A 22,723-nucleotide genomic window follows, 5' to 3' on the forward strand; every position below is an offset into this window, starting at 1 on the left:
ATTATATAATATATTCACAATAATCAGTAATTATTCCAAGATATAAATCCTCATTTTTGTACTGTTTAAATTCAATAAATACATAAAACAATAGTATGAAAAAGCCCTCAAAAAAAGAACCTAAGCATAATAATGGAATCTTATCAAAGTTAAACGACAATCCTGACCAAAAGGAAAAAACAGAGAACTCTGATAGAAAAAAAGGAATCATAGGCGAGATGAACGATGAGCCTGAAATGAAAAAGCCAAAGGAACTGAGCGTACAGAAAAATCTGTCCAATCTGCAAATAAAGAATTGAGTGCAGAAAGGAAGCAAACAGTTGACAATGCCACAGCTCCTAAGAATGGCATCATGAGTTGGTCTGTGTACCAGGATACAGAAAAATCGAAGCTTCAAGAAAGCAACATTTCTTCAAAATAGGAAAGGTAGGTTCAAAGGCCTTCAAAAATCAAAATATAACCAAAACCAAAAAACCACAAAAGAATGGAAAACAAGAAAAACACATCACCAAAGTCTGCATCAGGATCAGAAAGCGCCGGGTCAGGAAAAAAATCAGCCATGCAATCATCACAATTAATGAAATTGTTTGAAGACCAATTGAAAGATATCTATTGGGCGGAAAATGCATTGATAAAAGCAATTCCAAAGATGGTCAAAAATGCCACTTCGGAAGATTTGAACCTAGCGTTGACATCACACCTTGAAGAGACCAAAGGCCATTTAAGTAGGTTGGTGGAGGTTTTCTCTTTGATCAAAGTTAAAGCTGAAGGAAAAAAATGTGATGCCATGGAAGGGCTGATTGAAGAAGCTTCCGGTATAATGGAAGATTGTGAGAAAGGTTCAATGCGGGATGCGGGTATTATTTCCGCTGCACAGAAAGTGGAGCATTATGAAATAGCGACTTATGGCACGCTTAGACAGTTTGCCGAAACCTTGGGATTGGAAAAGGTCGCAGAACTATTGGAAAGTACCCTTCAAGAAGAGAAGGAAGCCGATCTAAAATTATCTGATGTTGCGATGGACGCAGTCAATATCGAGGCGGCTGAAGAAGTATCATAATCTGAAAAAGAATGAATAATATTTTCAAAGGCCTGATCGCAGGCTATGGCGCAAAAAAAATGGGAGGTGGATGCCTTGGAACAATCGTCGTTTTTGTCATCATATACTTTCTTTTGGGTCAATGCACCTAATCGTGTAAAAGCAGAATCATAATCAAATAAACTAAACCAATTTAATTTACAATGGAAAATCAACGCAATGAGAGAGAAGTTCTACATAATGGGACCTCGGAAAAAAGAATTTTAACTGGCATGTTCAGTGACCGCGAAAGCACAGAAAATGCTTACAATGCACTTAATGAAAGAGGCTATTCAAAAGATGACATCAACTTGATTATGTCTGATAAGACTCGTAAAACTCATTATTCTGATGATGCTTCAGAAGAAACGGAGATTGGGACCAAAGCTGCAGAGCATGCCGGCAAAGGTTCCGCTATCGGAGGTACTTTAGGGGCCATCGTGGGTGTAATTGCTGCTATTGGCACTAGTGTCGCTATTCCCGGACTTGGGATATTAATCGAGGGACCAATTGCTGCAGGACTGGCCGGAGCTGGTGCAGGTGGACTTGCAGGAGGTGTAATCGGTGCTTTGGTAGGTTCAGGTATACCTGAAGCCAGGGCAAAATTGTACGAATCAGGAATCGAAGAAGGCAATGTAGTTATTTCTGTGACTCCAAGAAATGCTGAAGACGCCAAGTATTTGGAAAATAATTGGAGAACCAACCGTGGTGAAGAAATTCACTGGTAGAACTCCACATTACCCTATGCGAGGGGCTATAACAGGTCCCTTGCATCTTTTATAAAACTTAACCAAACTATACTATGAAAACTCAAATCAATATTAAATCCATTGTGCTGCATACGATTTGTGTCGCAGGCACCGTGTTCTTTGCATCATCTTGTTCAGAAACCAAAACAACCGATTCAATGGAAGTTGCTGAAGAAGAAAATGTCTCTAGACTTACCAGTGACGACGAAACAATGGTTGTTATCGACAATGACAATGGCGTGAAATTTTTGATGGCCGCAGCAGAAATGCAATTAGAAGAAATCAGTTTGGGAAAATTAGCCCAACAAAACGGTAATTCCACGCATGTAAAGGAATTGGGTAAAATGATGGAAGCAGACCATACAAAAACTCTTTCTGAACTTCAGGCATTATCTCAATCGAAGTCAGTTTCGATTCCAACAATGATCACAGAAGATTCTAAGGAAACATACGAAGATCTTGTAGACAAAACAGGGAATGATTTTGGAAAAGCTTACAGTGACTTGATGGTGGAGCATCATGAGGATGCCATTGAATTGTTTGAAAAAGCAGCTACCGATTCAGAAGATGCTGAAATCAAAGCTTGGGCAGCACAGAAACTTCCAACCATGAGAACCCATCTTGAACACGCAAAAGCCTGTAAAGAGGAATGTGATAAAATGGATTCTTAAATTATTAAACCAGAAGAAAATGATCGGAATAAAAAATCTTGGAAACGAAGAGGCAATTCTCAAATTAAAGGAACTTGCTGAATCCATCGATATCTGTATGTTTTGCACCAACCTGAAAATAGATGATGGCGCATCTTGTAGACCCATGAGCACACAGAAAGTTTGTGAGGAAGGTAATATCTGGTTTTTCAGCAACTCGGATAGCGATAAAAACAAGGAAATAAAACAAGATGAAAATGTCCAGCTTTTCTATTCCCATCCGGGAAAAGATAGCTTCCTCATCGTAAATGGTGTGGCCGAGTTGATTTACGACAAAGAAAAGATCGAAGAACTTTGGTCACCAGTTCTCAATGCTTGGTTTCCTGACGGGAAAGAAGACCCGAATATTTCCGTCGTGAAAGTCATACCTACTACTGCTTACTATTGGGATACGGAAGGAAACAAAATGGTCAATTTCTTCAAAATGTTGGCTTCGGCCACAACAGGTAAAAACCTGGTAGATGGCAATGAAGGCACTTTGATATTGAATAGTTTGTAATCCTTTGGAAAATATTTTTTTTGACACCCCTGTAATTGCCTGTGGTGCAAACATCCACATTTAGATAGGGGAATAAGGGTGAATCCGGTAATCGTAGGATTGTTGGATTCACTTTTTTTTGATAGCATAGGGGAAAACAAAAAAAGTCTCCCAGAAGGAGACTCTTTTTCTATCGAATAACTCTTCAATTAAAGTTAAAAAAATAAGATCCTGTATAATTTACCTTAGATGTAATTCCGTTCTTCTGTTCATTTGATGCATGGCTTCTGTGCAAGGCACCGCACCACAATCATTGACAGGTTTTGTTTTTCCAAGCCATTCGCTGCTCATCCTGTCCACCTCAACACCTCTTTTGGTAAGGTATTCCATGACAGCTTTTGCCCTGCGTTCTGAAAGTTTCATATTGTATGCCTCATTGCCACGTTGATCTGTGTGGCCTTCGATTTGAAGATTCATGCCTGCCATCCTTTGAAGGAGAAGGGCAAGACGTTCCAACTCGGTTTTATGGACTGGTCGGAGTGTAGATTTGTCAAAGTCAAAATAGATGGTAGGAATATCATGGTTCAGTGCTGAAAATAAAGCTGCTGGATCGCAGATGTCTTTACCCATCAGTTCAGCAGGCATTTCGTAATCGATATTTTTGTCCGGGAATGCTTCCAAGATCAACTCACTTCTCCTGTTCAGCTGGTGTTCTGTTTCAGGACATGGTACCCCATCACCACAATCATTGGTGCGTTTTTCTTCACCAAACCAATCTAGTTTCACCCTGCTTTCGGGTATGTTGTATTTGGCTAGGTATTCTCTGACAGCATCAGCACGTCTTTCCGACAATGCCTCATTATATTCTTTGCTGGCGCGAGCATCTGTATGAGAACCGACTTTGAGGTCTATGAAGCTATACTTTTTCATCAGCTCCGCGATTTTGTCCAGAGTCGGCTGTGCATTGGTTCTGATTTGGGATTTGTCAAGGTCGTAATAGACTATATCGACAAATACAGGCATATTGTAAGGAATTGGGGCAAGTCTGTATTCCCTTTTCAAAGTATCTCCCTGCAATCCTTTTGTGGTGATGTCATGGTCATGGATTCTGAAATATCCCTTCTTGCTGATCGTCAAAGAATAATCTGTTTCGGGAAGAAGGTCTCCTAATAGCTCAGATTTCGTTCCTCTTCTAGTAGGCAGGTTTTCATTTTGATTTTTGATTGTCAAAGTCGTTTCAAAATCTTCCGAAATGATATTTCCGTTACAATCAATTACCCTGGCAAGTAGGAATTTATTCAAATCCTCAATGAGGTAAATATCATCCATTCCCATTCCACCTTTTCTGTCTGAAGACAGGTATCTTTTACCTTTGGATGTGATATAGTATCCAAAATCATCTCTTGGAGAATTGAAAGGAACACCCATATTCTCGACATTGCCAAAATCTCCGTTGGAGATGGTTGAGTTAAAGATATCCATTCCACCAAGTCCTGCATGCCCTTTTGATGAAAAAAAGAATTTTCCTTCCATGATAAATGGATGGCTTTCATCCTCAGAGGTATTGATGACAGGACCAAGATTGACCGGACTTCCAAAATTCAAAGCATCATCATAGGAGATATAGTAAAGATCAAAACCACCCAATCCTCCTGGCATATCAGATGCGAAATAGATTTTCTTTCCATTTTCATCAATAAAAGGATGCATGACGCCATACTTGGTAGCATCATTGATCGGGAAAGCTTTGGTGTCAGTGAGGGTACCTTCGGCAGAAATGGTGCTGAAGAAAATCTCAGGATGGACTTCATATTCCCTTGTTTTCTTTACCTTCCTGATATTTCTAAAAGTGGTATAAAAAAGAAGGTTCTTGCTTTCCATCAATGTTGGGTCTGAGTAAACCAGACCACCCGGTACATCAAATGCCAATTTTTCAAGGGCATCACTGTTGGTATACCGGTATATTCCAAAAAATTCACGATCATTCAGATCACTTTTTTCCTCACTGAAGACATTGCTTTTGGCATCTAACCTTACCGCAGGTTTTTCTGAAGGAAATACTGGGCCTCTGTCACTGGTGAAATATTTGTTTCCGATTACATCTTCTGTGATCCTGAAATCAGAACCGTCACTATTGATACCTTTTGGTTGAACCAATTTGACATTTGCCTTTTTGTTGTTGATCTCCCTGATTTTTTCGAAGTTTATTTCCGGGAAAGCCGATTCTTTGAATGGACTTCCCGCAAGTAGGTCTTGGGATGTCATTCCGTTTTCAGCCTTCATCGCTGACAACAGGTAATTTGAAAAATCCTCTCTTGTGGCTTCTTCATAACTGATTGTAGTCTTCCACCATTCAAAGCTTTTGTCATATTCCTGAATGTTTTGGTAGGACATGGCGGCTTTTTGTGCATTTGCATATGTGGCCTTTCGCTCATGGGCTTGCTCATATAAGGCAGCTGCATGACTGAAGTTTTCCAACTCAAATTGTTTTTCTGCATACCTTAGCAATGAGTTTTGAGCATGCACAGGAAATGCGGATAAGCCCGTCAGCATTGCAAAAACTGTTATTATCAAAAATTTTCTCATAATCAGATTCATTTCGATTGTTTGATGTTTTAATTAAATAAATACTAGGGCTTATCTTTTTATTACTTGGATCCAACCTTGGAATTCGTGAAGTTTTCCTTGTCGATCTGTTGATTTCATAACGAAGAAGTAGGTTCCTGCAACAAGTCCTTCTGCAGACCAATCATTTTCATAATTTTTTCTTTCAAATACGTGGTCTCCATTTCTATTGAAGATGACAATGTCATTGGTTTCAAATTTACCGAGACCCATGATTTCAAATCTGTCGTTTAGGCCATCACCATTTGGTGTGATGACTGTAGGGATAAAGAAAGGATTGATCTGGTTGACGTCGGAATCATTGTTGTCTTCCATATTGGTATCCTCTCCATCAGATGAAACCCTCACAATATTTGTAATCTGAAGTGCTTTCTCGCTGTTGATTGCATTTGCCTTTACCCTTACTTCGATCAATAATTTAGATCCTGCAGGGAAAAGTGGAATCGTGTAGGTGATTTTAGAGCCATTTACTGAGGTCCCAACTTCTATCGAAGGACTGCTTTCAGCGATTGTTGTAGAGATGTAAGAAAGGCCGTTTGGCAAGTCATCGACAATGACCACATTTTTGGCATCTGTCTCCCCAATGTTGTTGACTTCGATTTCATACTCGAATTCATCACCTTCATAGATTTCAATACCATTTGAAGTTTTGGTTACAGCTAGGTCAACGTCATTTTCCAAAAGTTCGAACACCACAAATGCTTCATCACTGTTGTTAGGGTTCAATGCCTCACGAAGGGTGTATTTTAACCTGTATTCACGAGCTTCATTGAGTCCGGGGATAAGGCTAAGTTCACCGTTTTCTTCTATCAGTAAACCTACGATGCCGTCTAATTCAGTGAATTCGAAGTTGACATCAGTGAAGGTTACCGGTTGATTGTTCAATAGGTCATTGATCAGTAGGTTACCTATTATTCCTCCAAAATCTACAGGGTATTCACCCATATCGTCATCAATTGCATCTATAGGGGTAGAAGATGCGCCGATGGTCACAGAATCATCTCCTCCCACATCATTACCGTCTTTAGATTTGCCTGTTACGGACACATTGTTTGTAATCGAGCCGGCAGTAAGGTCTTTAAGTTGGACGACATATTCTGTGGTGATGGCGATCGTTTGACCTGGGGCAATAATTGGGATTACCTGAGTCAGACCGGTCAATGGATCATTTACCACAAGGTTGGTCAGGGTGATATTTCCTGTGTTTTTAACCGTGATGGTATAGGTTATTACTTGACCTATTTCAGAGAAAGTAGCTGTATTTGCAGTTTTTGTGACTTCAATTCCTGGATTTTCCGAAGCATTTATGGTGATTTCATCACTATCTTCTGCAGGGTCATCGTTTATAGAAACGCCGGAGGCAGTTGCTCTATTTGTTACAAAACCCCTATCCAAATCAGCCTGAGTGACTGTATAAGAAGTCGGGATTGACTCAGAGGCCAAAGGCGCCAAAGAAGCGATTGTTGTATTCAATCCCGTCAAAGGATCGCTTACAGCAACATTGCTCAAAGTCACGTTCCCGGTATTGGTCACGACAATGGTGTAGTTCAATACATCTCCGACAGAAGCAAAGCTTGACTCGGTTGCAGTCTTGGTGATGGAAAGCGCAGGGCTTTGGGTTGCAGTTACCGATTCAGAAGCTGAAACATTAACAGCGCCTACGGCTACGGAAGCGGTATTGTCCACTTTACCTGCATCGATATCCGATTGTGTTACTGTATAAGAAGTCGTTATTGACTCAGAGGCCAAAGGCGCCAAAGAAGCGATTGTTGTATTCAATCCCGTCAAAGGATCACTTACAGCAATATTGCTCAAAGTCACGTTACCCGTATTTGTCACGACAATGATGTAGTTCAAAACATCCCCGACAGCGGCAAAGGTTGACTCAGTTGCTGTCTTGGTAATGGAAAGCGCAGGGCTTTGTGTTGCGGAAACTGATTCCGAAGCAGAAACATTCACAGCACCGACAGCAGCCGAAGCGGTGTTGTCCACTTTTCCCGCATCGATATCCGATTGTGTTACGGTATAAGAAGTCGGGATTGATTCAACCGCACCCGGAGCAAGACTTGAAATAGAATTATTCAAACCTGTCAAAGGATCACTTACAGCAACATTGCTCAAAGTCACGTTACCTGTATTGGTCACGACAATGGTATAGTTCAATACATCTCCTACGGCTGCAAAGGTTGACTCAGTCGCAGTCTTGGTGATTGAAAGCGCAGGGCTTTGTGTTGCAGAAACCGACTCCGAAGCAGAGACATTGACTGAACCTACAGCAGCCGAAGCGGTGTTGTCCACTTTTCCTGCATCGATATCCGTCTGTGTTACAGTGTAAGAAGTAGGAATAGATTCACTTGATCCGGGGGCAAGGCTTGGAATAGAAACGTTCAAACCTGTCAAAGGATCACTTACAGCAACATTGCTCAAAGTCACGTTTCCTGTATTGGTCACAACAATGGTGTAGTTCAATACATCACCGACAGCGGCAAAGGTTGACTCAGTGGCTGTTTTGGTGATGGATAGGGCAGGTAATTGTGTTGCAGAAACCGACTCCGAAGCTGATACATTGACAGCACCGACAGCAGCGGAAGCTGTGTTGTCGACTTTTCCTGCATCGATGTCACTTTGAGTGATTGTATAAGCAGTCGGAATGGATTCACTTGATCCGGGGGCAAGACTTGGAATAGAAGTGTTCAATCCTGTCAGAGGATCACTTACAGCAACATTGCTTAAAGTCACGTTACCTGTGTTGGTCACAACAATGGTATAGTTCAATACATCTCCTACAGCGGCAAAGGTTGACTCAGTGGCTGTTTTGGTGATGGATAGGGCAGGTAATTGTGTTGCAGAAACCGACTCCGAAGCAGAGACATTGACAGCACCGACAGCAGCGGAAGCTGTGTTGTCGACTTTTCCTGCATCGATGTCACTTTGGGTGACGGTATAAGAAGTCGAGATTGACTGCGAAGCCAAAGGCGCCAAAGAAGCGATTGTTGTATTGAGACCTGTCAATGGATCGCTTACAGCAACATTGCTCAAAGTCACGTTCCCGGTATTGGTCACGACAATGGTGTAGTTCAATACATCTCCGACAGAAGCAAAGCTTGATTCAGTTGCTGTCTTGGTAATGGAAAGCGCAGGGCTTTGTGTTGCGGAAACCGACTCGGAAGCGGAAACATTCACTGTACCTACAGCAGCCGAAGCGGTGTTGTCCACTTTTCCTGCATCGATATCCGTCTGTGTTACAGTGTAAGAAGTCGGGATTGACTGCGAAGCTGCTGGTGCCAAAGTAGCAATTGTTGTATTCAATCCTGTCAAAGGATCACTTACAGCAATATTGCTCAAAGTCACGTTACCCGTATTTGTCACGACAATGATGTAGTTCAAAACATCCCCGACAGCGGCAAAGGTTGACTCAGTTGCTGTCTTGGTAATGGAAAGCGCAGGGCTTTGTGTTGCGGAAACTGATTCCGAAGCGGAAACATTCACTGTACCTACAGCTGCAGAAGCGGTGTTGTCTACTTTTCCTGCATCGATGTCACTTTGGGTGACTGTATAAGAAGTCGGGATTGACTCAGAGGCCAAAGGCGCCAAAGAAGCAATGACCGTATTGAGACCTGTCAGAGGATCGCTTACGGAAACATTGCTTAAAGTCACGTTACCTGTATTGGTCACGACAATGGTATAGTTCAATACATTACCGATAGCGGCAAATGTGTTTTCAGTTGCAGTCTTAGTGATGGAAAGTGAGGGTGACTGTGTTGCGGAAACAGATTCGGAAGCCGAGACATTTACTGAACCGACAGCAGCGGAAGCGGTGTTGTCCACTTTTCCTGCATCGATATCACTTTGGGTGACTGTATAAGAAGTAGCGATTGACTCAGAAGCCAAAGGAGCCAAAGAAGCGATTGTTGTATTCAATCCCGTCAAAGGATCAGAAACCGAGATGTTATTCAAAGTGACATTACCAGTATTGGTCACAACAATGGTGTAGTTCAATACATCACCGACAGCGGCAAAGGTTGATTCAGTGGCTGTCTTGGTGATGGAAAGCGCCGGGCTTTGTGTTGCGGAAACCGACTCGGAAGCGGAAACATTCACTGTACCTACAGCTGCAGAAGCAGTGTTGTCCACTTTTCCCGCATCGATATCAGCCTGTGTTACAGTATAAGATGTCGGAATGGATTCACTTGATCCAGGTGCAAGACTTGGAATAGAAGTGTTCAATCCTGTCAAAGGATCGCTTACAGCAACATTGCTTAAAGTCACGTTACCCGTGTTGGTCACGACAATGGTATAGTTCAATACATCGCCCACAGCGGCAAAGCTTGATTCAGTGGCTGTTTTGGTGATTGAAAGCGCAGGGCTTTGTGTAGCAGAAACAGACTCCGAAGCAGAGACATTGACCGAACCGACAGCTGCAGAAGCGGTGTTGTCGACTTTTCCTGCATCGATGTCACTTTGGGTGACTGTATAAGAAGTCGGTATTGACTGTGAAGCAGCAGGAGCCAAAGTTGCGATTGTTGTATTCAGACCGGTCAATGGATCGCTTACAGCAACATTGCTCAAAGTCACATTACCTGTATTGGTCACGACAATGGTGTAATTCAATACATCGCCTACAGTGGCAAAGGTTGACTCAGCGGCAGTCTTGGTGATGGAAAGTGCAGGGCTTTGTGTTGCAGAAACTGATTCCGAAGCGGATACATTGACAGCACCAACAGAAGCCGAAGCGGTATTGTCCACTTTTCCTGCATCGATATCCGATTGTGTTACGGTATAAGAAGTCGGGATTGATTCAACCGCACCCGGAGCAAGGCTTGGAATAGAAACGTTCAAACCTGTCAAAGGATCACTTACAGCAACATTGCTCAAAGTCACGTTACCTGTGTTGGTCACAACAATGGTATAGTTCAATACATCTCCTACAGCGGCAAATGTTGACTCAGTGGCTGTTTTGGTGATGGATAGGGCAGGAGTTTGTGATGCAGAAACTGATTCCGAAGCGGAAACATTCACAGAACCGACAACAGCAGAAGCAGTGTTGTCCACTTTTCCCGCATCGATATCAGCCTGTGTTACAGTATAAGATGTCGGAATGGATTCACTCGATCCAGGCGAAAGACTTGGAATAGAAGTGTTCAATCCTGTCAAAGGATCGCTTACAGCAAAATTGCTCAAAGTCACGTTACCCGTGTTGGTCACGACAATGGTATAGTTCAATACATCTCCTACGGCTGCAAAGGTTGACTCAGTCGCAGTCTTGGTGATTGAAAGCGCAGGGCTTTGTGTTGCGGAAACAGATTCCGAAGCGGATACATTGACAGCACCAACAGAAGCCGAAGCAGTATTGTCCACTTTTCCTGCATCGATATCCGATTGTGTTACGGTATAAGAAGTCGGGATTGATTCAACCGCACCCGGAGCAAGGCTTGGAATAGAAACGTTCAAACCTGTCAAAGGATCTGAAACTGCAACATTGCTCAAAGTCACGTTTCCTGTATTGGTCACAACAATGGTGTAGTTCAATACATCCCCGACAGCGGCAAAGGTTGACTCAGTGGCCGTTTTGGTGATTGATAGGGCAGGTAATTGTGTTGCAGAAACCGACTCCGAAGCTGATACATTGACAGCACCGACAGCAGCGGAAGCTGTGTTGTCGACTTTTCCTGCATCGATATCCGATTGTGTTACTGTATAAGAAGTCGTTATTGACTCAGAGGCCAAAGGCGCCAAGGAAGCAATTGTTGTATTCAAACCTGTCAAAGGATCACTTACAGCAACATTGCTCAAAGTCACGTTACCCGTGTTGGTCACGACAATGGTATAGTTCAGTACATCTCCGACAGCGGCAAAGGTTGACTCAGTTGCTGTCTTGGTAATGGAAAGCGCAGGGCTTTGTGTTGCAGTTACAGACTCGGAAGCAGAGACATTGACTGCACCGACAGCAGCCGAAGCGGTGTTGTCCACTTTTCCCGCATCGATATCAGCCTGTGTTACAGTATAAGATGTCGGAATGGATTCACTTGATCCAGGTGCAAGACTTGGAATAGAAGTGTTCAATCCTGTCAAAGGATCGCTTACAGCAACATTGCTTAAAGTCACGTTACCCGTGTTGGTCACGACAATGGTGTAATTCAATACATCGCCTACAGTGGCAAAGGTTGACTCAGTTGCTGTTTTGGTGATGGATAGGGCAGGGCTTTGTGTTGCGGAAACCGACTCGGAAGCTGATACATTGACAGCACCGACAGCAGCGGAAGCTGTGTTGTCCACTTTTCCTGCATCGATGTCACTTTGGGTGACTGTATAAGAAGTCGGGATTGACTCAGAGGCCAATGGTGCAAGACTTGGAATAGAAACATTCAATCCTGTCAAAGGATCTGAAACTGCAACATTGCTCAAAGTCACGTTACCTGTATTGGTCACGACAATGGTATAGTTCAGTACATCTCCGACAGCGGCAAAGCTTGATTCAGTAGCTGTTTTGGTGATGGAAAGCGCAGGGCTTTGTGTTGCAGTTACAGACTCGGAAGCAGGGACATTGACTGCACCTACAGCAGCCGAAGCGGTGTTGTCCACTTTTCCTAAATCGATGTCACTTTGAATGACTATATAAGAAGTAGCGATTGATTCAGAAGCCAATGGTGCAAGACTTGGAATAGAAACATTCAATCCTGTCAAAGGATCTGAAACTGCAACATTGCTCAAAGTCACGTTACCTGTATTGGTCACGACAATGGTATAGTTCAGTACATCTCCGACAGCGGCAAAAGTTGACTCAGTTGCTGTTTTGGTGATGGATAGGGCAGGGCTCTGTGTTGCGGAAACCGACTCGGAAGCTGATACATTGACAGCACCGACAGCAGCGGAAGCTGTGTTGTCCACTTTTCCTGCATCGATGTCACTTTGGGTGACTGTATAAGAAGTCGGGATTGACTCAGAGGCCAATGGTGCAAGACTTGGAATAGAAACATTCAATCCTGTCAAAGGATCTGAAACTGCAACATTGCTCAAAGTAACGTTACCTGTGTTGGTCACTACGATGGTGTAGTTCAATACATCTCCGACAGCGGCAAAGGTTGACTCGGTTGCTGTCTTGGTGATGGAAAGCGCAGGGCTTTGTGTTGCAGTTACAGACTCGGAAGCAGAGACATTGACTGCACCTACAGCAGCCGAAGCGGTGTTGTCCACTTTTCCTAAATCGATGTCACTTTGAATGACTATATAAGAAGTAGCGATTGATTCAGAAGCCAATGGTGCAAGACTTGGAATAGAAACATTCAATCCTGTCAAAGGATCTGAAACTGCAACATTGCTCAAAGTCACGTTACCTGTATTGGTCACGACAATGGTATAGTTCAGTACATCTCCGACAGCGGCAAAGGTTGACTCAGTTGCTGTCTTGGTAATGGAAAGCGCAGGGTTCTGTGTTGCGGAAACCGACTCGGAAGCGGAAACATTCACTGTACCTACAGCTGCAGAAGCGGTGTTGTCAACTTTTCCCGCATCGATATCAGCCTGTGTTACAGTATAAGATGTCGGAATGGATTCACTTGATCCAGGTGCAAGACTTGGAATAGAAGTGTTCAATCCTGTCAAAGGATCGCTTACAGCAACATTGCTTAAAGTCACGTTACCCGTGTTGGTCACGACAATGGTATAGTTCAATACATCGCCCACAGCGGCAAAGCTTGATTCAGTTGCTGTTTTGGTGATGGATAGGGCAGGGCTCTGTGTTGCGGAAACCGACTCGGAAGCTGATACATTGACGGCACCGACAGCAGCGGAAGCTGTGTTGTCGACTTTTCCTGCATCAATATCACTTTGGGTGACTGTATAAGAAGTAGCGATTGATTCAGAAGCCAATGGTGCAAGACTTGGAATAGAAACATTCAATCCTGTCAAAGGATCTGAAACTGCAACATTGCTCAAAGTCACGTTACCAGTATTGGTCACAACAATGGTGTAGTTCAATACATCACCGACAGCGGCAAAGGTTGACTCAGTTGCTGTCTTGGTAATGGAAAGCGCAGGGCTTTGTGTTGCGGAAACTGACTCGGAAGCGGAAACATTCACTGTACCTATAGCTGCAGAAGCGGTGTTGTCAACTTTTCCCGCATCGATATCAGCCTGTGTTACAGTATAAGATGTCGGAATGGATTCACTTGATCCAGGAGCAAGACTTGGAATAGAGGTGTTCAAACCTGTCAATGGATCGCTTACAGCAATATTGCTCAAAGTGACGTTACCCGTGTTGGTCACAACAATGGTGTAATTCAATACCTCACCGACAGCGGCAAAGTTTGACTCGGTTGCTGTTTTAGTAATGGAAAGCGCAGGGCTTTGGGTTGCAGGTACAGACTCGGAAGCGGAAACATTTACTGCTCCGACAACAGCCGAAGCGGTATTGTCCACTTTTCCTGCATCGATATCCGATTGTGTTACGGTATAAGAAGTCGGGATTGATTCAACCGCACCCGGAGCAAGGCTTGGAATAGAAACATTCAAACCTGTCAAAGGATCGCTTACAGCCACATTGCTCAAAGTAACGTTACCTGTGTTGGTCACTACGATGGTGTAGTTCAATACATCTCCGACAGCGGCAAAGGTTGACTCGGTTGCTGTCTTGGTGATGGAAAGTGCCGGGCTGATCGTTACTGGGGTGATTGCTGAAGCAACAACCGGCCCTGGAACTTGATTGCTTGTGACATTGACCACATTTATAAGATTGTCTCCAAGGTCAAAAACTGCCTGTGTTACAGTATAAGAAACATTGTAAACCCATGTTTCATCTACGTTCAGGATACCTGGTTCTGTAACATCTCCGCTCAAAACTGTGAGATTGATTCCCGAAGTGGTTCCAGGTAAAAAATCCGTGGTAGTTAAATTTGTAACACTGATATTTCCCGTATTGGTGACAGTGATTTCATAATCAAGTTTTTGGCCGGCTGCGGTAACCGGATTAGGGCCACCAATCTGGGTTTTTGTCACCAATAAATTGGGGGCCTGGATGAGTGTTTCAGTATGAGAATCAGTTGCTGAGACATTAATATTGCCCGCGGAAGCAAAAACTGATGCATTGTTTGTAAAAAATCCCGCATCTATGTCTTCCTGTTTTATATCATAAAATCCTGTAAAACCAGTATTATTGGAAGCTCCAACAGCTAAAGAAAAGGCAGATCCATTAAGGGTAATAGTCGGATCTGTTACCGTTACATTTGAAAGTGGAAAATTCCCGGTATTGGTAACCAAGAATGTGTAATTAATTCTGTCTCCAACATTTTGTATACCGTCTCCATTTAAATCTACATAGAGGCCTGATTTGATGAGACTGATATTTGGTAAAGGCGATGTCATGATGAAAGTTTCTGTCTTTTGACAGTTAAATTCATCTGTAACAGTAGCTATATATGTTCCGGCAGGTAAATTGGTTCGGTTTAATCCCGTTGTTCCATCGTTCCATGTTACTGTTTTTGTACCTGTGCCACCATTGACCGTCAATGAAATAGATCCATTATTGGTCCCGGGAGTAGGTTGACTCACCGATGAGGAAATAGCCAATTCACTTGGTGGCGTAATGGTTTTTGTAAAAGTATTGGTGACTCCCTTTGAATCTGTGACAACCAAAGTGGCAGTACCGTTTGAAGAATAGGTAACGGTTGGATCAGCCAAAGTAGAAGTGGACGGACTTGCATTTGGACCAAAAGTCCAGTTGTAACGGTAGGGTACGCTACCTCCATTTGTGGTAGATATGAATTTTACACTAGTCGAACCGTTTTGTGTACAGGCTGTATAATCAAACTGCACAGCTAATGGAGCGTCTACTGTTATGTCAGATCCAAATTGACATTGAGCACTTGGATAGTCATTACATTGATAACTTGAAAAAAGATTTGCTGAACCTGAAGTAGTCCAAGCCAAAAGTGGGTTTAGTAACTTTACTTGTGCACCACATGACCAAGTAAATGAATGGTTAAGGGTGACGATTTTGTCTCCTGATTTTGCAGATGGTAGGACGCCCAGCCAAATATTTATGAACTGAGTCGATCCTCCGATAGATAAGTCAGCAAAAAGTCGGGTATTACTTGTACTTGATCCAGAGTTCGAATTGTAAACGATAGAAATATAAGCGGTTTGTTGAACACCTGGAGTACAAGTGGCGAAGGAATCTGACAAAGGTACCCCTGAAGCATCACTCAGATAAACCTGCTTGATGGTAAAATTATTTGACGAACATGAGCTTCCACAGCCTCTCAAGTCTATGAGATTTGGCTGGTTCTGTGCATGAGTTTCTGTGGGGATTATCCCCAACAACCAAACGAAAAATATAGCCAAATAGGCTATAGTAGTTTTGAATTTTCTCATAATTACTACTATTAATTGAAGAGTGTGGTGATTGCTCACCGAAAATTATTTTCAAAAATCAAAACCTAAGTGGAATCTGATTTCCGAGTAATTAGTGCTAAGCTTTCTGCCTTATATTTTATTAAGGCTTTGGCTAGGTTAAAAGATTAAGATTTACAAATGGGTGTTTTTGTAAAGCTTTAAAATTGAATAACAACTACTAAAAACCTTTGGAAAGTCAAAATCTTAAGAATAGGGTGATTTGTTGATCTTAACTTCAATTCAAAAGTTTCAATTTTATTGAGAAAAAGAAAACTTGTGTTTTACAAAGCAAAATTGTGCGCTTTATTTACTTTTTTATTCGGATTTTCGTTAAACCAATCATGTAGTTTAAAAGCCTTTTTACCTAAAGAGAGCATTTTTTCCATAATTGAAATGAATATTTCCAATTATGGTTCTTCAAAAAGTGTTCGGTGGTTAAAACAAAAAAAAGCTACCTGTAAGAGGATTAGTCCCAAGCAGCCTTTTTGATAAATAGACTCTAAACATTAAAAAGTGCAACAAAATTTAATTTCTTTCGGGATTTACTCCCGTTAATTGAGAGTTATTAAAACCATCTGGGGTTTTTCATGGTAACTTTTCTTGCTGAAAGGTAGTATCCGACAGAGATTTCATGTGAGTTAGCTCTCATGTTTTGAAGTACGTTAAGATTTTGGTCATAAGCGTATCCAATTCTAAGGTTTGGAGTGGCGAAGATCTCACCTATAAAGGCAACTGCATTTCTTTTGCTTAAGGAACCCGCTTCCGGATTTTCACTCATGATATTTAGATTTGATCTGTAAGAAGCTCCTAACCAAAGTCTATCCATAAAAAGCATCATGCCATTCAAATCATAAGTGGTAGGTGATCCTTTTACTTGCTTGACAAGGAAAGATGGTTTGAATTTTACGTTCTGAGAAACATCCAACAAAGCGCCGGCAGTAAGGTAGAAGTGAATGTCATGATAAGCTAAGGCGATGTCTTCTTTTTCTAAGGAACCCTTTCCTATTAGGTTGTAGGCACTAAGTCCTGCATAAAATTTATTGTTGTGGAAAAACAAGCCAAGATTTGCATTTGGCGTCATCATATTTATCGTGCCTGTAGGAATTTCAGGATCATTATCGTGAAGTGCTTTAAGCATATCTCCATTAATACTGTATTGGCCTATACCTGCACTGGCTCCTAAGCCAAAGAATGATTCTCTTCCTGTCTGTATCCTGTAAGCATAAGTCAACATAGCAGAAGTGGTCTTGGTCGGGCCGATTTTGTCCGATAAAACAGTAGCTCCAAAACCCATCATGCCTTCATTGGCACTAAAATCTGCAGTTAAAGTGAATGTTTCGGGTGCGCCTTCGAAGCCAACCCACTGACTTCTATAAGTGCTTTGGACATATCCTTCATTTTTATATCCGGCATATGCTGGGTTGATATGCAGTCCATTAAAAATGTATTGGCTAAACTGAGGTAATTGTTGTGCGGTTGATTCAGAAAAATTCAAAGAAGAAACCAATAAAATGATTGCGAGTAATCTAAATGTTGTTTTCATAACTTTTAAAGTTTACGGCCGGGTGACCTGATTGCGAGAAGATTATTTGTTTAGAGTTTTTAAAAATGATCTAAATCGTTATGAAAGGATTCAAATACATTATTATGATGTAAATATAGTATAAAATGTATTTCACATCCAAATTTATTTTAAAAATAATTTTACAAAATGCATTTTTTAACATTTAAAAATGATTTTTATGTGTGTTTGTTATTAAATCACTCTAGCCTAAAATGCTAAAAAATTATTATTCAAAAATCTCTGAATCACCAAAAAAGTGCATTTAAATTGAAATTTGGCTGTTTTTGATTTCCGAAATGTAGAATTTGAGATTTATAAAATGGAAAAAATGACTTTAAAGTCATTTTTTCAATAAAAATCAGAAAAGGAAAAAAAGTAAAAAAAATTGGCCACCGAATTTTTCGGCAGCCAATTTAAATTCAAAATATTTCGGTGTAAGGAATTTAATTATTCCTTTTTATACAATTCTTTGCTGACAGCCTCATATTTATCGCCAGACTTCCAGACAGGTCTCTCGTTCCAATTAGCTATGTTTTGTGCAGCCAAAATATAGGACTTCCAATAAAGCAAAGCATAGTCTAAGTCAAAGTTATCGACTTGGTCTCCCGGCTGGTGGTAATATTTATTGATTTCATCATCAAAAGCTGTAAAACCCAAACTGAAAGTTGGAGCAGGGATACCCTTTCTGGCAAAATTCACATTATCCGACCTGTCATATAATCCCTGTTCAGGAGAAGGATCTGTGGTAGCTTTCAGTCCGAATTCTGTAGCTGCGACTTCGATTAATGGATCGGCTGAAGTTCTGCCCAATCCAATAACAGTTATGATGGATGTATCATTGTATCCACCATTGTCAATATTTAGGTTGAAAATAATTTGATTAAGCGGGATTAAAGGATTTTCAGAGAAATATGCAGAGCCCAATAAGCCCTTTTCCTCAGCTGTCCATGCACAAAGTAATATTGACCGCTTGGGAGGGTTTTTTGCAAAGTATTTTGCAGCATTGATTACGGCCACCGTTCCTACTGCATTATCCCTTGCGCCGTTATATATGGAATCCCCTTCTGCATTGGGTTTTCCCACACCGACATGGTCATAATGTGCAGAAAGCATGATATACTCATTTTTAAGCTTTGGATCTGTCCCTTCAATTATGGCAACCACATTTTTTCCTGTGATTTTTCTATTGATTTTTCCTTGTATTTGGACTTCTGTTGTCGAATACTCTCCTTTCCCAATTGCATTGATTGATTCATTGTTTAAATCTTTCAACCATATATAAGGAATAGTTTCTTCCCCTTTGGAATTATCTACTGTCAATTGCGGTCTGTTCAGATAGTTGGCAACAAGATTCCAAGGTACAGAGGGGACATTATACATTTCAATTAAGGCGATGGCACCTTTTGATTTTGCCAAAGCAATTTTGTCTCTTCCTGCACTGAATAGATCTGCAGGACTTAATCTGTTGGGTGCTCCTACATTGGTCACCACAATTTTTCCTTTGACATCTTTACCTTCAAAATCAGCCTCCTGTCCATATCCGACTACTACCAATCCAAATTTACCGGATAAAGATGGACCATCTAATACCAAAAGTCCATCTCCTTGTTCAAAAATATTCTTCCCCAAGGAAACAGTTCCTTTTGATGGGGGAGAGGATAATCTAAAAGGAATATTTTGGTAATATCCATTGGCACCTTCAATTTGATGTGCGCCGTATTTCCAAAACTGCTCTGAAATATATCTTGCTGCAGCGTCTATTTCAGGTCGAATTGGGTCCCTTCCCATTAATTCATCTGATGCCAAATACCTGAAATGGGAAATGGCTTCCTTTTCGTTAAACTCTTTTTCAATGCTGCTTTTTTGGGCCTGTACTTGAAATGCAAGTGCCGATAGTGCCAACAATAGTGTTTTCCTTTTTGACATGGTGGTAATTATGTTTGTGGCTGAATATATTATAATTATTGCTGAGTACAAAGAATCCATAAACTTAGACCTATTCAATAAAAATGAAATCAATAAAAGTCAGACCTTAAGGTTAAATTTTGACAAAAAAAAAACAGTCTAAGTGACTGTTTCATTTGAGATCCTTTTTTTAGGATTTTTTTGAATGATCAAAGGTTTTCTTCCATTTCACGGTATGCAAGTATTCCGCCAAGCAAGTTCCTAACTTTATTAAATCCTTGGGTTTCAAGGAATCTTTTTGCATTCCCACTTCTTGCTCCTGATCTGCATTGCATTACAATTTCTTTATCCTTGAAATCTTTGATTTCATTAAGTTGATGTGCCAATTGCCCCATTGGAATATTGAGTGCCCCAAGGTTATCTTCTTCATATTCCCATTCTTCTCTGACATCTATAAATACAAAGTCTTCTTTGTCATCCAATTTCTTTTTTAGCTCTTCTACAGTAATATCTTCCATGATTTATTTATTTTACCAGTATTCTAAATGACTTTTGTTCTTTCCCAATGGTGGTTTTGACTACATATATACCGCTTTGCATTCCCTCAAAATTAACATTTTTCCCTTTATCATAATCTGATATGGGAAGTATAATATTTCTTCCCATTGGATCATATACATTGATGGTATCCACTTTGCCTTCTATCAATAATGAACCTACCACAGGATTGGGGTAAATTTTTAAAGGAACTGAAGCCTCTGACTCACTTTCAAAGGGGGGTGTTCCCAATAGATGAGCCCTGATCATAAGAGAACCTTCGACTGTCTCATTCTGAACCCAAGATCCGGTGGCATTAAAAAATATCTCACCACCATTATCATATGTTTTGTCTAATCCCACGTATAGGAAGTCATTTGTAAATTGGGTAAACCCAATATAAAATGAACCATCGATTGCTACATTTTGATCTACTTCAAAGTAGGCAAATTCATTCAGGGAAGTTTTTGTTGGGATAAATACTTCTTTTTTGAAGATAGGTTCTTCTTCCAGTTCCTTCCAAACCATCAGGTCTATAACTCCCCCCAATTGGGTGAAGTTTGTAAAGTTGATGCTGATACCTTTTAAATAAACAGTACTGCTTACCTCGTACCTTACAGCAAGCATTCCTGATCTTTGATTGATTCCTGCAGAATAATCCACGCTTCCATCATCATAAGCCAAAAAATCGCGAATAGGAAGTGTTGTTCTGACTGTGTCATTGATCCTGAAATCCACTTCAGGATAGGTGATTGGTATCCCATTTTCAACACCATTCAATAAGCCATCACCTGTCACCAAGTAGCTGATAAGTTCATAATCCATTTCTTCATCAGGTAGTGGAACATTAGAAATGGTATTGCTTCCGAATGTTCTTCTTTCTTGCCCTACAGGTACAGGATTGAATGGAGTGTTGCTGTTGATCGTCTTGACTACATTCTGATTAGCTTTTTCACGGATTTCAAATGTGTATTCCATTGCTCTGAAACCATTGTCAAGATTTTTGAATTCGTTTGAAGTTGTATTCCAAAATGTATCCTGGTCTTTTTGTAAAATAAAAAGTGGAATGGCAGAATATTTTTCGAATGGCCTTGAATTAGAAAGTGTAAGCGCTCTATCCGGAAATGATAGATCGGTCTCAGTTCGGTTTTTATGGAGGAATACATAATCCAAAATCCAACTGTCAAATGGGCCGGAACTTCTGCCCTGGATCTGAAACCTGAATTGGAATTTATCATGTAAGAATTTAGGAAGGACCTTGATGGTCTCCTGGGTAAAGAAAAATTCTTCTGCGGTAAGCCCTCCTGATTTTTCCCAGACATTGACCCATAAGCTATCTTGATCCAAAAATTGAAGGGAAAGAAAATCATTCGGATCGGGCATTTCTGCTTTTCCACCCGGCTGCCAAAAAAAACTTAAATAAACAGAATTTGCCTCCGAAGTGCTTAATCCGGATAAATCGATAGGAAATGAAGTGATTTTATCAGTCAGTCCTTGTTCAAACTGTACTGTCGAATAAGGCCTGCCTGCTTCGTCTATTCCATCTAGAAGCAAGGTTCCTATTGTCGGAGCGGCATTGGCAACTGTTGTTGACTGGGTTGCGCCTTCACTGATCCATTTGTTTGTATCCAATTGGGGGCCTGAAAAATCATCCCAAAATGGAAGCGTTAGCCTCTCAGCTTTGATTCTTTTATTTGCAAAGGAATCAGATTTTTGTGGTGCTTGAATCGGGGTTGGAAGCTGTTGAAACTGGGCAATGGAAGAGTAAGGACTTAATATAAGTACCAGAATAAAAATTTGAAGAAATATTGGTTTCAATAATCCCATTTAAAAATTGTTTGTTCCTTTTTTTCCTTCAGAAATCCAGATTTCTATGGGTTCACCGGTTTTGACTGATACTCCCGCAGGAGGCATTTGCCTTATAATAATTCCTGGAGCAACACTGTCGGTTTCGACATAGTTGATATTACCCATTCTTAAACCTGATCCGATGATCAAAAACTCTGCGTCTATTTCATCCAGACCAGTCAGAGACGGTACTTCCAGGATTTGGTTTCCTAAACCATCTCCAACAACCAAGTCAATTTGAGATCCTTTTGGGATTTCAAAACCTTCGTCTATGTTTCTACCTCTATATTTTTGTTCCAAAACTACGTTGATCCCGATATCAGGTACATAGATGATTTCCCCACGGACCAAACCTATATTTCCAAGAATTTCCTGGGCATTTTTCAAAAGGCTGTTTACCAGATTTGGCATTTTTATCAATGGTGCATTTCGGGCATTGAGGGTGACATAGATCTTCCTGCCTTTTTTGACTTTGCTGTCAGGACCGGGATTTTGCTTAAGTACAGAGAAAGGTTTGGCTTCTACGCTATAACCGCTATCAATATTTACTTCATAAGTAAGATCTCTATCTGAAAGAAATTTCTCTAGTTCTCCTACCTCAAATCCTTCTAGATTAGGAACAGTCACAGTCTGTCCATGATTGGTGTATGAAGGAAGGTAAATCTTCAGAAAAATAAAGGATAGAATTGTAATGGTCAGGAAAACCAAACCTAGGTGGATGGCAATTTTCTTAATTGAGTCTTTTGTATTCCCCATGAATCAGATGTAATCTTTATGCTAACGTATAAAGGTAAAATTATATTTGCTTTCTAAACAACAAATATCATCAATTCGAGTCTT

General features: G+C 41.0%; 12 protein-coding genes. 5 read left to right on the forward strand and 7 right to left on the reverse strand.

From position 1 onward, the window contains the following. Positions 1 to 95 precede the first annotated feature (95 nt). The 5 genes from NK987_RS09735 to NK987_RS09755 all read left to right on the forward strand — a co-directional run bounded on the left by NK987_RS09735 (position 96) and on the right by NK987_RS09755 (position 3,036). Positions 96 to 299, forward strand: coding sequence for a hypothetical protein (locus tag NK987_RS09735; protein WP_259263681.1), 204 nt, complete (start codon positions 96 to 98; stop codon positions 297 to 299). 185 nt (positions 300 to 484) lie between these two features. Continuing rightward, positions 485 to 1,060 carry a YciE/YciF ferroxidase family protein gene (locus NK987_RS09740; RefSeq protein ID WP_259263682.1) on the forward strand — a complete coding sequence of 192 codons (576 nt, stop codon included), beginning with the start codon at positions 485 to 487 and terminating at the stop codon, positions 1,058 to 1,060. A gap of 182 nt (positions 1,061 to 1,242) precedes the next feature. Continuing rightward, positions 1,243 to 1,806 (forward strand): hypothetical protein, encoded by a 564-nt coding sequence (locus NK987_RS09745; RefSeq protein ID WP_259263683.1) that lies wholly within the window; start codon positions 1,243 to 1,245, stop codon positions 1,804 to 1,806. A gap of 74 nt (positions 1,807 to 1,880) precedes the next feature. Continuing rightward, positions 1,881 to 2,498 carry a DUF4142 domain-containing protein gene (locus NK987_RS09750; RefSeq protein ID WP_259263684.1) on the forward strand — a complete coding sequence of 206 codons (618 nt, stop codon included), beginning with the start codon at positions 1,881 to 1,883 and terminating at the stop codon, positions 2,496 to 2,498. A gap of 19 nt (positions 2,499 to 2,517) precedes the next feature. Next, positions 2,518 to 3,036, forward strand: coding sequence for a pyridoxamine 5'-phosphate oxidase family protein (locus tag NK987_RS09755; RefSeq protein WP_259263685.1), 519 nt, complete (start codon positions 2,518 to 2,520; stop codon positions 3,034 to 3,036). Between the two features lie 219 nt (positions 3,037 to 3,255). On the opposite strand, the gene NK987_RS09760 is transcribed toward NK987_RS09755, so the two are convergent. From NK987_RS09760 to NK987_RS09790, 7 genes are all read right to left on the reverse strand, one after another. After that, complete coding sequence (locus NK987_RS09760) at positions 3,256 to 5,601, reverse strand: OmpA family protein (RefSeq protein WP_259263686.1); 2,346 nt, start codon at positions 5,599 to 5,601, stop codon at positions 3,256 to 3,258. 51 nt (positions 5,602 to 5,652) lie between these two features. Beyond that, a complete protein-coding gene (locus NK987_RS09765) occupies positions 5,653 to 16,008 on the reverse strand; it encodes a DUF7507 domain-containing protein (protein ID WP_259263687.1) in 10,356 nt (3,451 codons plus the stop codon). 586 nt (positions 16,009 to 16,594) lie between these two features. After that, on the reverse strand, positions 16,595 to 17,572 hold the full coding sequence (locus NK987_RS09770) for a PorP/SprF family type IX secretion system membrane protein (protein WP_259263688.1): 978 nt from the start codon (positions 17,570 to 17,572) through the stop codon (positions 16,595 to 16,597). A 468-nt stretch (positions 17,573 to 18,040) separates the two neighbouring features. Next, positions 18,041 to 19,519, reverse strand: coding sequence for a M28 family peptidase (locus NK987_RS09775; RefSeq protein ID WP_259263689.1), 1,479 nt, complete (start codon positions 19,517 to 19,519; stop codon positions 18,041 to 18,043). Between the two features lie 188 nt (positions 19,520 to 19,707). Further along, a complete protein-coding gene (locus NK987_RS09780) occupies positions 19,708 to 20,016 on the reverse strand; it encodes a rhodanese-like domain-containing protein (RefSeq protein ID WP_258425204.1) in 309 nt (102 codons plus the stop codon). 7 nt (positions 20,017 to 20,023) lie between these two features. After that, positions 20,024 to 21,862, reverse strand: a complete 1,839-nt coding sequence (locus tag NK987_RS09785) for a T9SS type A sorting domain-containing protein (RefSeq protein ID WP_258425205.1) — start codon at positions 21,860 to 21,862, stop codon at positions 20,024 to 20,026. After that, positions 21,863 to 22,639 (reverse strand): PASTA domain-containing protein, encoded by a 777-nt coding sequence (locus tag NK987_RS09790; RefSeq protein ID WP_258425206.1) that lies wholly within the window; start codon positions 22,637 to 22,639, stop codon positions 21,863 to 21,865. Positions 22,640 to 22,723 lie beyond the last annotated feature (84 nt).

Source organism: Aquiflexum gelatinilyticum, assembly GCF_024813435.1.
GTDB classification, from domain to species: domain Bacteria; phylum Bacteroidota; class Bacteroidia; order Cytophagales; family Cyclobacteriaceae; genus Cognataquiflexum; species Cognataquiflexum gelatinilyticum.